Raw genomic sequence first — 15,891 nt, 5'->3', positions numbered from 1 at the left:
GCGCAGGGTCCGGTAGCGGCACCGCGCCGGCACCCATGCGCCCCCGACTGGTTCGGGGGCTTTTTTTTGCGTTGCGCACGGCCATGCGGCGCGTGCGCGGAGGGCATCCGCTTGCAATCGAACCTGCCGATCGCTTCCGAACCGGCTGCGCCGCGACACGCGACGCTGCTCCTCTTGTGCGCGTTCTCGGTGCTGCCGTTGAGCTTGTTCCTGCCGTCGCTGCCCGCGATCGCGCGCGACCTGCGCGCCGGCTACGCGATGGTCGCGCTGTCGCTCGGCGGTTACGCGGCGGTGGCCGCGTCGCTGGAGTGCGTGATGGGGCCGCTGTCGGACCGGTTCGGGCGGCGGCCGATCGTGCTGACGAGCGTCGGCGTGTTTACGCTCGGCTCGCTCGGTTGCGCGATGGCGACCGATATCCGCGTGTTTCTCGGCTGCCGGCTGATGCAGGCGGCGATCACGTCGGTCTACCCGGTGTCGATGGCGACGATTCGCGATACCGGCGGCGGTGCGCGCGCGGCGAGCCGGATCGGCTATGCGGCGATGGCGGCCGCGTTCGCGCCGATGTTTGGCCCGACGCTCGGCGGCGCGCTCGATCAGACGGCCGGCTGGCGCGCGAGCTTCTGGCTGCTCGGCGCGGCCGGGATGATGTTGCTCGGCTGGTGCGCGTTCGATCTCGTCGAAACCCATACGAACCGGTCGTCGTCGCTCGCGCGTCAGCTTCGCGCGTATCCGGCGTTGCTGCATGCGCGCCGCTTCTGGGCCTATGCGCTCTGCATGGCGTTTTCGACGGGGACGTTCTACGCGTTCCTGGCCGGCGCGCCGCTCGCCGCGAAAACGGTGTTCGGTATTCCGCCGGCGGAGATCGGTGTCTGCATGGGGGCGGTCACGGCAGGGTTCGTGTGCGGCAGCTTCGTCGCCGCGCGGCGTGCGCGCGGTTATCCGCTCGCCACGACGATTCTGTGCGGGCGGGCCGTCGCGTGCCTGGGGCCGGCGATCGCGCTCGCGCTGTGGTTCGGCGGGGCGACGCATGCGATCGCGTGGTTCGGGCCGTGCGTGCTGATCGGCGTCGGCAACGGGCTGTCGAATCCGGGCGCGCATGCCGGCGCGATGTCGGTGCGGCCGGAACTGGCCGGGAGTGCGTCAGGGCTGGCCGGCGCGATGACGATCGCGGGCGGGGCCGCGTTGTCGTCGTTGACGGGCGCGGTGTTGACGACCGGCAACGCGGGTTATGCGCCGCTGGTCATGATGCTGTTGTCCGCCGCGCTCGCGCTCGCGGCCGCCGTGTGCGTGCACCGGTTCGATGCACGCGAAGGCGACGTGTAACCGACGACGGCATGCGAAGGGCGTGCCGGCCCGGAGCAATGCCCGCATCGCAGCGATCGGCGGCCGGCGGCGCAACGCGACGGCCCTCGAATGGCGGCCCGTCGCGTGTGCCCTGCGGATGCGTTACGGCTTCGCGCCGACCACGAACTCGAACGCGGCCACGCCATCGACGCCGCCCGTCACGCGGTCGCCCGGCTGCAGCGCGCCGACGCCGGCCGGCGTGCCGGTGAAGATCAGGTCGCCGGCCTTCAGTTCGACCGAGCGCGACACGTATGCGATCACGTCGGGCACGGCCCAGATCATGTCCGCGAGATCGCCTTGCTGGCGTGTTTCGCCGTTGACGTCGAGCCAGATCCGGCCGCTCGCCGGGTGGCCGGTCGCGGTGGCCGGACGCAGCGCGGTCACGGGGCCCGACGCGTCGAAACCCTTCGCCCAGTCCCACGGACGGCTCAGCTTCTTCGCTTCGGCCTGCAGGTCGCGGCGCGTGAGGTCGACGCCCACGCCGTAGCCCCACACGTGCGACAGCGCGTCGGCCGGGTCGATCGACCGGCCGTCCTTGCCGATCGCGACGACCAGTTCGATTTCATGATGGAGATCGTTCGTCAGCGGCGGATACGGGACGGTGCCGCGGGCCGGGACGATCGCGTCGGCCGGCTTCGTGAAGAAGAACGGCGGTTCGCGATCGGGATCGGCACCCATTTCGCGTGCGTGGTCGGCGTAGTTGCGGCCGACACAGAACACGCGGCGCACCGGAAAGCGCGCGGACGATTGTTCGACTTCGACGGAAGGACGCTCGGAAGCGTCGATGACGTATGCGGACATCGGATGGCCTCGTTCGATGGATAGACGGATGCCGACGCCCGCGCAACGCGGCACGGGCCGGCATGCATGAAACGATACCCGACGCATGTGCTCCCGGATGCGACGCAACTGCGTTTTAACCGGACAAAACTACGCGTCGCCGGCTGCGGGTGTGTCGTCGGCGCCGGGCAGCGCGGCGTTCGCGTCCCGGTACGCCTTCGGCGACACGCCGACCCGCGCGCGAAAGCGCCGGGCGAAATACCCTTCGTCGCGGAAGCCGACCGAGCGCGCGATGTCCGCGATGCGCCGGCTCGTATGCGCGAGCAACGATTGGGCGAGCGCGATCCGGCGCTCGGTCACGAGATCGGTGAAGGTGCTGCCGGTTTCCTTGCGCACCAGATGCGCGAGGTAGTTCGGCGACAGGAACGCGGCCTCGGCGGTCGCGGCGAGCGTCAGGTCCTCGCGGGTCAGGTTCGCACGCACATGGCGCAGCACGCGCGCGAGCGCGTCGCGCCGGCCGGCCCGTTGCGCGCCGCGCTGCGCGAGCTTGTCGAGCGCACCGGCGTACTGCGTGCAGACGAGCCCGATCAACTGCAGCAGGTAGCCGCGCAGCAGCGTGGTCGAGCCGAACGTGCGCACGCGATCGGTGTCGAGCATGCACAGCGCGAGGCGGCGCGCCTCGTCGAATGCGTCGCCGGTCAGGATGAAGTCGAGATGCTCCTGGAAGCGGAACGGCGTCAGCTCGGGAAAGCGGTGCGCGGGCACGTCCTCGAGATCGAGCGGATCGACGTCGAGATCGGCGCGCAGGAACGCCTGGCTGAAGTTGATCACGACGAAGTGCGCGCCTTCCGGATGCGGAATCAGGTGCTCGCGGTGCGGCAGCACGAACGCGAGCGCGCCGCGCGGAAACGGCCGCGTGACGCCGCCGATCCGCTGCTCGGTGTCGCCGCCGAGGTTGAACTGGATCTGGAAATACGCGTGCCGGTGCGGCTCGGTGATCGCCTGGCGCGACGTCTGGTCGCGGATGTAGAAGTCGAGCCGGTCGCTGCGTTCGGGCATCCCGTACAGGCGCGGCGGGGCGGTGGAGGGCATGGAGGATTCTGCTGTTCGTGGCGCGGTTGAGCCGCGATGGTACAGCGAAATCGGTCTGCCCCAGGCATCGTCCGAAATCGGGGGCCGTTGCGGCGCCGGCGGGCGGGTGAACGGGTGGACGACGGGGCGGGACGCCGAATCGTGCCGGCGCCCTCGAGCGCCGTTCCCGTCCCGGCTACCGGTCGATCAGCGGCGCGACCCGGCGCCGCACCTCGGGCACGACCTCGGCGTCGAACCACGGGTGGTGCTTGAACCACGCCTGGTTGCGCGGCGACGGATGCGGCAGCGGCAGTACGTCGGGGCTGTAGTCGCGCCACGCTTCGACGGTGTCGGTCAGCGTGGCCTTGCGCGTGTCGCGCAGGAAATGCCGCTGCGCGTACTGGCCGATCAGCAGCGTGAGCCGGATCGACGGCAGTTCGGCGAGCAGCCGGTCGATCCACAATTGCGCGCATTCGGGGCGCGGCGGGTTGTCGCCGCTCGCGCCGCGGCCCGGGTAGCAGAAGCCCATCGGCACGATCGCGAAGCGCGTCTCGTCGTAGAACGTGTCGGCATCGACGCCGAGCCAGTCGCGCAGCCGCTTGCCGCTCGCGTCGTCCCACGGGATGCCGCTCGCATGGACGCGTGCGCCGGGCGCCTGCCCGACGATCAGGATGCGGGCGTCGCGATGGGCGCGCACGACGGGGCGCGGGCCGAGCGGCAGATCGGCTTCGCATGCGCGGCACGCGCGGATTTCGGTGAGCAGCACGTCGAGCGGCGCGCGCGTTCGTTTCGGCATCGATTCGGAATGGGGACGGCGTGGCGACACGGACCGGAGCGTCCGGGCAGCGCGCCGGGGCCGGTGCATCGCTTCGGGGGTTCGGCATGGCACTGCGCCTTTTAAGGCCGCCCCGTATCCGGGCGTCACATGCCCGCTGCACCGCCTTCGGCGACCGCAGCATCATACAACGCGGTTTGCGCGATCGCCGCGGCGATGCCCGCGTCGTCGTGCGTGCCGCCGAGCATGCCCCAGCGCCGGTATTGCGACAGGAACCACTGGCCGTCGTGCGGATCCGGCCGGTTCACGGTGCCGCCGTCGTGAAAGCGGATCGGCAGCGGCGGCTGCGCGAACGGCCCCGTGCCGTAGTCGCCGAGCAGGCGCGGCGCGATCAGCCGGGCCGGCACGCCGAGCGCGTCGGGCGATGCGAGCCAGCCGGCCGCGTCGCGGCGGTGCGCGGCGTCGTCGAGCCATGCGCACGCATCGACGAGCGTGCGGATCAGCGCGCGCGCGGTGGCCGGATACAGCGCGACGAACTCGCGCCGGGTCGCGAGCACCTTCTCCGGATGATCGGGCCAGATTTCGCTGGTGACGGCGACGGTGCGGCCCGCGCCGCACGCATCGGCCACCGCGTGCCACGGCTCGCCCGCGCAGAAGCCGTCGAGCTCGCCGCCGGCGAGCGCCGCGACCATCTCGGGCGGCGGGATCACGACGCTGCGCACGTCGCGCAGCGGATCGACGCCGTGCGACGCGAGCCAGTGGTTCAGCCACATCGCGTGCGTGCCGGTCGGGAAGGTCTGCGCGAGCAACGGCTTGCGGCCGAGCGTCGCGAAGGCGGCGCGCACGTCGCCGCTTGCGCGGTACGCGTCGGCGAGGCCGCGGGCGAACGTGATCGCCTGGCCGTTGCGGTTGAGCACCATCAGCGCGGCCATGTCGGCCTGCGGGCCGCCGATGCCGAGCTGCAGCCCGCACACGAGCCCGTACAGCGCGTGCGCGGCGTCGAGCTCGCCGGTCAGCAGCTTGTCGCGCACGGCGGCCCACGAAGGCTGGCGGCTCAGTTCGAGCGTGAGGCCGTGGCGCGCGCCGAGCCCGAGCCGTTGCGCGACGATCAGCGGGGCCGCGTCGCTCAGCGCGACGAACCCGAGACGAAGATGCGCGCGTTCCGGCGCGACGGGAGACGAAGTGTTCATGGCAGTCATTGAGGTGGCGCGTCGAGTAGTTGCCGCGCGACGTCGACGATGCGCAGCCCCTGATCCATCGCGCGCTTGCGCAATTGCGCATACGCATCGTGTTCGGACAGTCTGCGCTGATCCATCAGCAGACGCTTCGCGCGGTCGATCAGCTTGCGCTCGGCAAGCTCGCGTTCGACGTCGGCGAGCCGGCGGCGCAGCGCATCGTCGTGCGAGAAGCGCGCGAGCGCAACTTCGAGAATGGGCGCGAGACGCTCGGCCGACAGCCCTTCGACGAGATACGCGCTGACGCCCGCGCCGACTGCCGCGTGAATCAGCGCCTGGTCGGCGTCGTGGCTGAACATCAGCACGGGGCGCGGCGCGGTCGCGTGCATCACGGCAAGCTGTTCGAGCGTGTCGCGCGACGGCGAATCGGTATCGATGATCACGACGTCGGGGCGTTGCTCCTCGACGGCGGCGGGCAGGCGCGCGGGCGTCGCGACGTCGTTCAGCATTTCGTAGCCGAGGCGCGCGAGCGCGTCGCCGAGTTCGCCGATCGGCTTGTCGGTATCGGTGACGAGCAGCACGCGCAGGCGTGCGGGCGGGGCGGACGAACTCATGACGTGAACGGGGGCGGACAGGCTGCGGTGCAATGCGTGAATGGAGGTTGCGGGGCGCGGACGGACGGCGACGGATTCGGGGCTGCGCGTTCGCGTCCCCGGCAGCCGGCGCGAACGCGGCTGCGGTCGACGGAAAAGGCGTGCGGACGGCGCCGCGCGATGCGACGCATTACGCGGCCCGGGGCAACATCGCGTGACCGACGGAATCGGCGGCATCCGTGCACTGCACGAACGCTTCGCCGATCGCCGCCCCGACGAGCATCACGGCCGGGCTGCCGAGCCCGGCTGCGGCCACGCCGTGCGCGAGGCCGCCGAGCGTGCCGGTCCAGCGGCGTTCGTGCGGCGTGCCGGCCCACTGCACGGCGGCGGTCGGCGTCGACGCGGGCAACGCGCCGAGCAGGCCGGCCGCGATGCTGTCGACGCGGCTCATCCCCATGTAGATCGCGAGCGTCGTGCCGGTCGCGGCGAGCGCGCGCCAGTCGGGCTCGCCGTGATCCTGGCGATGCGCGGTGACGAACGTGACGCCCTGGCAATGCTCGCGGTGCGTGAGCGAGATGCCGAGGCTCGCGGCGGCCGCGAAGCCCGACGAGATGCCATTGACGATGTCGACCGGAATCGCGGCGGCGCGCAGCGTCGCGAGTTCTTCGCCGGCGCGGCCGAACAGCAGCGCATCGCCGCCCTTGACGCGCACGACGTGCGCGCCGCGCAGCGCATAGCGGCGCATCAGCCGTTCGATGAATGCCTGCGGCGTGGAGCGGCAGCCGCCGCGCTTGCCGACGCGGATCACGCGCGCGTGCGGCGCGAGTTCGACGATGCCGGGCGCGACGAGATCGTCGAGCAGCAGCACGTCGGCGGCCGCCAGCGCCTTCGCGGCCTTCAGCGTGAGGAGATCGGGATCGCCGGGGCCGGCGCCCAGCAGCGTGACTTTGCCTGTCGTCATGTCGTGTTCCAGTACCGCGTGGGTGCGGCGGTCGAGTGCGTGTCGTTGCGCGGCGGCGGGCGGCCGAAGCGACCACGGCATCCGGCCGTGCCGCGCACGGGGGACGTCGTTGTCCAGGTCTGTCGTGCCCGCCGTTCATGGCGGGCCTGCTTTGCGGAGACTGCCCACCGGCGCCGTTGCCGGTGTGCAGCAGATTCAGCAATATCCGGGCCAACTTGCGCGCGCAACGCGGCGCGCGTGGCGGCATGCACCGCAGCGGCGGCTGCATCGGCCGCAGAGACGCATGCAGCCGCGGGGCCGCGGCGCATGCGATGCCGCATCGGCGTGCATCGTGCCGCACCGGCGCGCACCGCGATGTCGCACGGCGACAGTGCTGCAGCGCACCACATCTGTGCCTCGCTGCATGCCGATGCATCCTGAACGGCGCATCGCGGCGACGCCCGTATCGACCGGCGAGCCTTGCGCGGCGGGCCTTGCAGCGCGATTCGATCCGACATGGCACGGCGTTTGCGTAAGCTCGTCCGGGCGGATCAACGGCGATCCGTCCGCAGTACCGATTACCGACGTGCCCGGCAACGGGCTTCATGGGCAACGGCGTCCTACGCATCGGGTCTCTCGACGAGACCGGGTGCGCAGGACGCCGTTTTTCGTTTGGCGGATGACATGACCGACAAAGCTACCCGTATCGATCTCTTCAGCTTCCGCACCGCGCCGATGCGCGCGTTCCATCTCACGTGGATGGCGTTCTTCGTGTGCTTCTTCGCGTGGTTCGCGTGCGCGCCGCTGATGCCGCTGATCGCGCGCGAATTCCATTTCACCGCGGCGCAGGTCGCGAACATCAACATCGCGGCGGTGGCCGCGACGATCGCCGTGCGGCTGCTGGTCGGCCCGATGTGCGACCGTTTCGGCCCGCGCCGCGTGTACGTCGGCCTGCTGGTGCTCGGCGCGATCCCCGTGTTCGCGGTGTCGTTCACGCACGACTATCTGTCGTTCCTGATCTGCCGGCTCGGCATCGGCGCGATCGGCGCGGGCTTCGTGATCACGCAGTACCACACGTCGGTGATGTTCGCGCCGAACGTGGTCGGCACCGCGAACGCGACGACGGCCGGCTGGGGCAACGCCGGCGCGGGCGCGACGCAGGCGATGATGCCGCTGCTCGTCGCGGCCGGCCTGATGCTCGGCTTCGGCGACGACGCGTCGTGGCGTATCGCGCTGGTCGTGCCGGGCGCGGCGATGCTCGTGATGGCGTGGGCGTACTGGCGCTTCACGCAGGACTGCCCGCAAGGCGACTTCGTCGCGCTGCGCAAGCAGGGCGTGACGGTCGACAGCGGCAAGAAGGGCGGCTGGGCGAGCTTCTTCGCCGCGTGCGGCAACTATCGCGTGTGGATGCTGTTCGTCACGTACGGCGCGTGCTTCGGCGTCGAGGTGTTCATCCACAACATCGCCGCGCTGTACTACGTCGATCACTTCAACCTGTCGCTGAAGGATGCCGGCTTCGCGGTCGGCCTGTTCGGGCTGCTCGCGCTGTTCGCCCGCGCGCTCGGCGGCTGGCTGTCGGACAGGATCGCCGCGCGCCGCAGCCTCGACGTGCGCGCGATGCTGCTATGCGCGCTGATCGTCGGCGAAGGGCTCGGGCTGATCTGGTTCTCGCATGCGCAAGGCATCGGCACGGCGCTCGTCGCGATGCTGACCTTCGGTCTCTTCACGCACATGGCCTGCGGCGCGACCTACGCGCTCGTGCCGTTCATCGACCGCAAGGCGCTCGGCGGCGTCGCGGGGATCGTCGGTGCGGGCGGCAACGTCGGCGCGGTGGCCGCGGCCTTCCTGCTGAAGGGCGTCGGCGACGTGCAGCAGTCGCTGAGCATGCTCGGCCTCGCCGTCACCGCGACCGCGCTGTGCGCGATGGCCGTGCGCTTCAGCGAAGAACACAAGGCACGCGAGGCCGAGCTGCGCGATCGCGCGCTGGCCGCCGCCAACGCCGCGAACTGACCGACCGAAGGAAACGTCATCATGAAACTCATCGTCATCGGCCACGGCATGGTCGGCCACAAGCTCCTCGAATGCATCGCGGCACAAGCCGGCACGGCGCACGCGCTGCAGGTCACGGTGCTCGGCGAGGAACCGCGCCCGGCATACGACCGCGTGCACCTGTCGGAATTCTTCGCGGGCAAGTCGGCGGACGACCTGTCGCTCGTCGAGCCGGGCTTCTTCGCGCGTCATCCGCAGTTCGATCTGCGCCTGAACGCGTGCGTCGCGTCGATCGATCGCGATGCGCACACGGTCACGCTCGCGTCGGGCGAAACGCTCGCGTACGACAAGCTGGTGCTCGCGACGGGCTCGCGCCCGTTCGTGCCGCCGATGCCCGGCCACGATCGCGCGGGCTGCTTCGTGTACCGCACGATCGAGGATCTCGAAGCGATGCAGGCGTGCGGCACGCACGCGAAGCGCGGCGTGGTGGTCGGCGGCGGGCTGCTCGGCCTCGAATGCGCGAAGGCACTGCGCGACATGGGGCTCGATACGCACGTCGTCGAATTCGCGCCGCGGCTGATGGCCGTACAGGTCGACGACGGCGGCGGCCGGATGCTGCGCGCGAAGATCGAGGCGCTCGGCGTGACCGTGCATACGGGCAAGAACACGCGGGAAATCGTCGACGGCGAGGACGGCACGCACCGGATGGCGTTCGCCGACGGCTCGCATCTCGACGCCGACATGATCGTGTTCTCGGCCGGCATCCGCGCCCGCGACGAACTGGCGCGCGCCTGCGGGCTGGACATCGGCCCGCGCGGCGGCGTCGCGATCGACGACGCGTGCCGCACGAGCGACGCCGACATCTACGCGATCGGCGAATGCGCGGCCTGGAACGGGATGGTGTACGGCCTCGTCGCGCCGGGTTACGACATGGCGCGCGTGGTCGCGAAGCAGCTCGGCGGCGACGTCGACGAAGCGGCCGAAGCCGCGTTCGCCGGCGCCGACATGAGCACCAAGCTGAAGCTGATGGGCGTCGACGTCGCGAGCATCGGCGACGCGCACGGCGCCACCGCCGGCAGCCGCACCTACCAGTACGCGGACGAGCGCCGCCAGGTCTACAAGAAGCTGGTGGTGTCGGACTGCGGCAAGTTCCTGCACGGCGCGGTGATGGTCGGCGACGCGGCCGAATACGGCACGCTGCTGCAGATGATGCTGAACCGCATCGAGCTGCCCGAGTCGCCGGAATTCCTGATTCTGCCGTCGTCGGACGGCGCGGCGAAGCCCGCGATCGGCGTCGACGCATTGCCGGAAGGCGCGCAGATCTGCTCGTGCAACAACGTGTCGAAGTCGCAGATCTGCACGGCGGTGGCCGGCGGCGCGACCAGCCTCGGCGCGTTGAAGTCGTGCACGGGCGCCGGCACGTCGTGCGGCGGCTGCGTGCCGCTCGTCACGCAGATCATGAAGGCCGAGATGAAGAAGCAGGGTCTCGCGGTCAACAACCATCTGTGCGAGCACTTTCCGCATTCGCGCCAGGAGCTGTTCCACCTGATCCGCGTGGAGCGCATCACGACGTTCGACGAACTGCTGGCAAAGCACGGCCACGGCCTCGGCTGCGACGTGTGCAAGCCGGCCGTCGCGGGCATCCTCGCGTCGTGCTTCAACGAGTTCGTGCTGAAGAAGGAGCACGCGGGGCTGCAGGACTCGAACGACTACTACCTCGCGAACATCCAGCGCGACGGCACGTATTCGGTCGTGCCGCGCATGCCGGGCGGCGAGGTGACGCCGGAAGGGCTGATCGCGGTCGGCCAGGTCGCGCGCAAGTACGGCCTCTACACGAAGATCACCGGCGGCCAGCGCGTCGACCTGTTCGGCGCGCGCGTCGAGCAATTGCCGTCGATCTGGGAAGAGCTGATCGCGGCCGGCTTCGAATCGGGGCATGCGTACGGCAAGTCGGTGCGCACCGTGAAGTCGTGCGTCGGCTCGACGTGGTGCCGCTACGGCGTCGACGATTCGGTCGGCCTCGCGATCGACATCGAGAACCGCTACAAGGGCTTGCGCGCGCCGCACAAGATCAAGTTCGGCGTGTCGGGCTGCACGCGCGAGTGCGCGGAAGCGCAGGGCAAGGACATCGGGATCATCGCGACCGAGAAGGGCTGGAACCTGTACGTGTGCGGCAACGGCGGGATGAAGCCGCGCCACGCCGAACTGCTCGCGTCCGACCTCGACCGCGCGACGCTGATCCGCTACATCGACCGCTTCCTGATGTTCTACGTGCGCACGGCCGACCGGCTGCAGCGCACCAGCGTATGGCGCGACAACCTCGAAGGCGGGCTCGACTACCTGACCGACGTCGTCGTGCACGACAAGCTCGGGATCGCGGCCGAACTCGAGGCCGACATGCAGCACGTGGTCGACACGTACGAATGCGAATGGAAGAAGGCCGTCACCGATCCGGACACGCGCAAGCGCTTCCGCCATTTCGTGAACAGCGACGCGCCGGACACCACCATCGCATTCGTCGAGACGCGCGGCCAGATCCGTCCCGCGACGCCCGACGAGCGCGTGGGCGGCAAGCCCGTGTCGATTCCCGTCGTCGCCGAATCCGCGATCGAATCCGCAACCGTCTGACCCTGACCGACACCAGCGTCTTTTCCAAGGAGCCCATCATGAACGATCGTCTTCCCCTGTCCTGGACCCGCGTGTGCCCGCTCGACGACATCGTGCCGAACACCGGCGTGTGCGCGCTCGTCAACGGCGAGCAGGTCGCGGTGTTTCATGTCGCGCATGCCGAAGGCGGTGTGTTCGCGATCGACAACGTCGACCCGGTGTCGCACGCGGCCGTGATGTCGCGCGGGCTGATCGGCAGCCTCGGCGAGCGCGTCGTGGTTGCCTCGCCGCTGTACAAGCAGCATTTCGACCTGCGCACCGGCGAATGCCTGGAAGCGCCCGAGCAATCGGTGAGCGCGTATCCGTCGCGGGTCGAGGACGGCTTCGTGTGGATCGCCGCCTGAGCACCCCGGAGCACGCATGAGCGCCACCCCCGTCAAGAGCGTGTGCCCGTACTGCGGCGTCGGCTGCGGGATGGTGCTGCACGTCGAGGATGGCGAAGTCGTCAAGGTGTCCGGCGACTCCGACCATCCGACCAACTTCGGGCGGCTGTGCACGAAGGGCTCGTCCGCGCACGTCGCGCTGCGCCGCTCGGGGCGGCTCGATCGCGCGTTCGTGCGCCGCGCGCGCGAGGACGACCTCGTGCCGCTGCCGGCGCGCGACGCGATCGCCGAGACCGCGCGGCGGCTGCGCGCGGTGCTCGACACGCACGGGCCCGATGCGCTGTCGTTCTACGTGTCGGGGCAGATGTCGGTCGAGGCGCAATACCTCGTGAACAAGCTCGCGAAGGGCTTCGTCGGCACCAACAACATCGAGTCGAATTCGCGGCTGTGCATGGCGAGCGCGAGCACCGGCTACAAGCAGTCGCTCGGCGCGGACGGCCCGCCCGGGTCGTACCAGGACTTCGATCGCGCGAACCTGTTCTTCGTGATCGGCGCGAACATGGCCGACTGCCACCCGATCCTGTTCCTGCGGATGATGGATCGCGTGAAGGCCGGCGCGAAGCTGATCGTCGTCGATCCGCGCCGCACCGGCACCGCCGACAAGGCCGACCTGTTCCTGCAGATCCGGCCGGGCACCGATCTCGCGCTGACCAACGGGCTGCTGCATCTGCTGCACGCGAACGGCCGCACCGACGCCGCGTTCATCGACGCATACACCGAAGGCTGGGACGCGATGCCCGCGTTCCTCGCCGACTACACGCCCGAGCGCGTCGCTGAAATCACGGGGCTCGCGGAAGCCGATATCCGCACGGCCGCGCAATGGATCGGCGACGCGCAGGACTGGATGAGCTGCTGGACGATGGGGCTCAACCAGAGCACGCACGGCGTGTGGAACACCAACGCGATCTGCAACCTGCATCTCGCGACGGGCACGATCTGCCGCACCGGGAGCGGGCCGTTCTCGCTGACCGGCCAGCCGAACGCGATGGGCGGGCGCGAGATGGGCTACATGGGCCCGGGGCTGCCGGGCCAGCGCTCGGTGCTGTCCGACGACGACCGGCGCTTCGTCGAGAACCTGTGGCGCGTGCCGGCCGGCACGCTGCGCAAGGACGCCGGCAAGGGCACCGTCGACCTGTTCGAGCGGATGGCGGCCGGCGACATCAAGGCGTGCTGGATCGTCTGCACGAATCCGGTCGCGACCGTGCCGAACCGGCAGAACGTGATCGCGGGGCTGCAGGCCGCCGAGCTCGTGATCGCGCAGGACGCGTTCCTCGACACCGAGACCAACCGCTACGCGGACATCCTGCTGCCGGGCGCGCTGTGGGCCGAGGGCGACGGCGTGATGATCAACTCCGAGCGCAACATGACGTTGATGCGCGCCGCGATCGCGCCGCCCGGCGACGCGCTGCCGGACTGGCGCATCGTCGCGGAAGTCGCGCGCGCGATGGGCTTCGGCGATGCGTTCGACTATGCGTCGGCGGCCGACGTGTTCGACGAGATCGTGCGCTTCTCGAATCCGGCGACGGGCTACGACCTGCGCGGCGCGAGCCATGCGGCGCTGCGCGACGGCCCGGTGCAATGGCCGGTCGCGCCGGGCACCGCGCGCGAGCGGCACCCGGTCCGCTACCTGAACGACGGCGTGAGCCAGACGCTGCGCGCCGCCGCCGACGGGCACGAGGCGCCGCGCCTCGCGTTCCCGACACCGTCCGGCAAGGCGCGCTTCTTCGCGCGGCCGCACGTCGCGCCGGCCGAGCTGCCCGACGACACGTTCCCGATCGTGCTGAACACCGGCCGGCTGCAGCACCAATGGCACACGATGACGAAGACGGGCAAGGTCGCGATGCTCAACAAGCTGAACCCGCGCCCGTTCGTCGAACTGCATCCGGACGACGCGCGCGCGCTCGGCATCGCCGCGAAGGACAGCATCGAGATCCGCTCGGCGCGCGGCCGCGCGGTGCTGCCGGCCGTCGTGACCGAGCGCGTGCGGCGCGGCAACTGCTTCGCGCCGATGCACTGGAACGACGTGTACGGCGACGATCTGTGCATCAATGCGGTGACGAACGACGCGATCGATCCGGAATCGCAGCAACCCGAACTGAAATATTGCGCGGTCGCGCTGACGCGCGTCGACACCGACGCATTCGCGTCGGCCGACGACGACACGGCGCGCAACGACGCAGGCGCGGACGATGCGCGACCCACGCCCGCGATCGCCATCGCGCCGCCGATCACGGCTTCACAGGAATCCGACATGGCAGACCTCGACACTTTTGCGGCCGCGCTCGGCGTGGCCGATCTCGCGCCGCCGCCGCTGACCGATGCGGAGCGCCTGTACGTGGCCGGCCTCGTCAGCGGACTGAAGGCGAGCGCCGGCCGGCGCGAAGGCAGCGTGCCGGTGCTGCCGGCCGGCGCGCCGCTCGCGCCGCCGGTGCGGTTCTGGCTCGACGGGATGCTCGCCGGGCTGTTCAGCCGTACCTTGCCCGCCGGCGCGCCCGCTGCGGCGGCGCCCGCGCTGCCGGCGGAAGCCGCCGCGCCCGGCGGCGTGCGGATCGTGCGCACGCGCCCGAAGGTCGTGCTGCTGTGGGCGTCGCAGACGGGCAACATCGAATCGCTGACCGAGGATTACGCGACGCAGCTGATGAACGCGGGCTTCGAGATCCGCACCGCATGCATGTCCGACTACCCGGTCGCGTCGCTGGCCGGCGCGCAATACGTGCTGCTGATGACGAGCACGTTCGGCGACGGCGACGCGCCCGACAACGGCAGCGAGTTCTGGGACGCGCTGCAGGCCGGCGGCGTCGCGCGGCTCGACGGCGTGCACTTCGCGGTACTGGCATTCGGCGATCGCAACTACGACCAGTTCTGCGGACACGGCCGCCGGCTCGACGCACGGCTCGCGGAACTCGGCGCGGCACGCCTGTGCGCGCGCGTCGACTGCGATGTCGAATTCCAGCGCGATGCCGACCAGTGGCTCGAACGCGTGGTCGCGCGGATCAAGGAGGCCGATGCGGCGCTGCACGCGGTGCCGTCCGCCGGGATGAGCCCGTCGGGGCTGCTGCCGAGCAAGGCGCATCCGGCGCCGTCGAAGCTCGTCGCGAACCTGCGGCTCAACCGTCCGGGCGCGGCGAAGGACACGCGCTACGTGTCGCTGTCGACCGACGGCGCGAACCTCGAATACGAAGCCGGCGACGCGCTCGGCGTGTGGCCGACCAATTGCCCGGAGCTGGTCGACGAGCTGCTGGCCGTCACCGCGCTGAAGGCCGATGCGCCGGTGTCGGTCGCGGGCGTCGGCGACGTGCGGCTCGGCGATGCGCTCGCGCGCCACTTCGACATCACGCGCCCGCATCCGGACACGCTGGCGTTCATCGCGTCGCGCAGCACGAACGGCGCGTTGAAGGCGCTGCTCGGCGACGAGCGCAAGGCCGATCTGAAGCAATGGTTGTGGGGGCAACAGCTTGCGGACGTGCTGCACGAGTTTCCGGTCGAGCTGTCGGGCACGGAGCTGGTCTCGATGCTCAAGCGCATGCAGCCGCGCCTGTATTCGATCGCGTCGAGCCCGAGCGCGCACCAGGGCGAGATTCACCTGACCGTGTCGGCCGTGCGTTATCACAACGGCCGCCGCGCACGCAAAGGCGTCGCGTCGACGTTCCTCGCCGATCGCGCGGACGACGGCCGCGTGCCGGTGTTCGTGCAGAAGTCCGCGCATTTCCGGCCGCCGGTGAACGGCGACGTGCCGGTCGTGATGGTGGGGCCGGGCACCGGCGTCGCGCCGTTCCGCGGCTTCCTGCACGAGCGGCAGGCGCGCGGCGCGCGCGGCCGCAACTGGCTGTTCTTCGGCGAGCAGCATGCGCAGACCGACTTCTACTACGGCGACGAGCTGGGCGCGATGCGCGACAGCGGCTTCCTGACGCGGCTCGATCTCGCGTTCTCGCGCGACCAGGCCGACAAGATCTACGTGCAGGACCGGATGCGCGAGCAGGGCGCCGAGCTGTACGCGTGGCTGGAGGAGGGCGCGCACTTCTACGTGTGCGGCGACGCCGCGCGCATGGCGAAGGACGTCGATACCGCGCTGAAGGCGGTCGTGGCCGAGCACGGCGGGATGTCGGACGAAGCCGCGAACGACTACGTCGCGCGGCTCGCGAAGGCGCGCCGCTACATGCGGGACGTGTACTGA

At 70.5% G+C, this 15,891-nt stretch carries 11 protein-coding genes; 5 read left to right on the top strand and 6 right to left on the bottom strand.

All coding sequences use genetic code 11. The features are described 5' to 3' along the window. Positions 1 to 111: 111 nt before the first annotated feature. Positions 112 to 1,323, top strand: coding sequence for an MFS transporter (locus DCN14_RS08550; RefSeq protein ID WP_096499704.1), 1,212 nt, complete (start codon positions 112 to 114; stop codon positions 1,321 to 1,323). A gap of 123 nt (positions 1,324 to 1,446) precedes the next feature. Here DCN14_RS08550 and DCN14_RS08545 read toward each other — a convergent pair whose 3' ends face one another. The 6 genes from DCN14_RS08545 to cobA all read right to left on the bottom strand — a co-directional run bounded on the left by DCN14_RS08545 (position 1,447) and on the right by cobA (position 6,699). Further along, on the bottom strand, positions 1,447 to 2,145 hold the full coding sequence (locus DCN14_RS08545) for a fumarylacetoacetate hydrolase family protein (RefSeq protein ID WP_096499702.1): 699 nt from the start codon (positions 2,143 to 2,145) through the stop codon (positions 1,447 to 1,449). 129 nt (positions 2,146 to 2,274) lie between these two features. After that, on the bottom strand, positions 2,275 to 3,216 hold the full coding sequence (locus DCN14_RS08540; RefSeq protein ID WP_096499700.1) for an AraC family transcriptional regulator: 942 nt from the start codon (positions 3,214 to 3,216) through the stop codon (positions 2,275 to 2,277). Between the two features lie 175 nt (positions 3,217 to 3,391). Continuing rightward, positions 3,392 to 3,991, bottom strand: a complete 600-nt coding sequence (locus DCN14_RS08535; protein ID WP_096499698.1) for a uracil-DNA glycosylase family protein — start codon at positions 3,989 to 3,991, stop codon at positions 3,392 to 3,394. Between the two features lie 125 nt (positions 3,992 to 4,116). After that, the gene (locus tag DCN14_RS08530) at positions 4,117 to 5,160 is read right to left on the bottom strand and encodes a CmpA/NrtA family ABC transporter substrate-binding protein (RefSeq protein WP_096499696.1); all 1,044 of its coding nucleotides are present in this window, start codon (positions 5,158 to 5,160) and stop codon (positions 4,117 to 4,119) included. Positions 5,161 to 5,165: 5 nt separating this feature from the next. Continuing rightward, entirely contained in the window at positions 5,166 to 5,759 is a 594-nt protein-coding gene (locus DCN14_RS08525; protein ID WP_096499694.1) for an ANTAR domain-containing protein, read from the bottom strand. Between the two features lie 169 nt (positions 5,760 to 5,928). Then, a complete protein-coding gene (cobA, locus tag DCN14_RS08520) occupies positions 5,929 to 6,699 on the bottom strand; it encodes a uroporphyrinogen-III C-methyltransferase (protein WP_096499692.1) in 771 nt (256 codons plus the stop codon). Between the two features lie 663 nt (positions 6,700 to 7,362). On the opposite strand from cobA, the gene DCN14_RS08510 reads away from it, so the two are divergent. The 4 genes from DCN14_RS08510 to DCN14_RS08495 are packed head-to-tail and all read left to right on the top strand — an operon-like array spanning position 7,363 to position 15,891. Further along, positions 7,363 to 8,688, top strand: a complete 1,326-nt coding sequence (locus DCN14_RS08510) for an MFS transporter (protein ID WP_096499688.1) — start codon at positions 7,363 to 7,365, stop codon at positions 8,686 to 8,688. A gap of 21 nt (positions 8,689 to 8,709) precedes the next feature. Then, positions 8,710 to 11,295 carry a nitrite reductase large subunit NirB gene (gene nirB, locus DCN14_RS08505; RefSeq protein WP_096499686.1) on the top strand — a complete coding sequence of 862 codons (2,586 nt, stop codon included), beginning with the start codon at positions 8,710 to 8,712 and terminating at the stop codon, positions 11,293 to 11,295. Between the two features lie 38 nt (positions 11,296 to 11,333). Next, positions 11,334 to 11,678 (top strand): nitrite reductase small subunit NirD, encoded by a 345-nt coding sequence (gene nirD / locus DCN14_RS08500; RefSeq protein WP_096499684.1) that lies wholly within the window; start codon positions 11,334 to 11,336, stop codon positions 11,676 to 11,678. Between the two features lie 16 nt (positions 11,679 to 11,694). Next, positions 11,695 to 15,891, top strand: a complete 4,197-nt coding sequence (locus tag DCN14_RS08495; RefSeq protein WP_096499682.1) for a bifunctional nitrate reductase/sulfite reductase flavoprotein subunit alpha — start codon at positions 11,695 to 11,697, stop codon at positions 15,889 to 15,891.

The sequence above is a fragment of the Burkholderia sp. IDO3 genome (assembly GCF_003366075.1).
In the GTDB taxonomy this organism is placed as follows: domain Bacteria; phylum Pseudomonadota; class Gammaproteobacteria; order Burkholderiales; family Burkholderiaceae; genus Burkholderia; species Burkholderia anthina.
The sequence above is the reverse complement of the archived record's forward strand: the minus strand, read 5'-3'. Positions and strand labels throughout refer to the sequence as shown.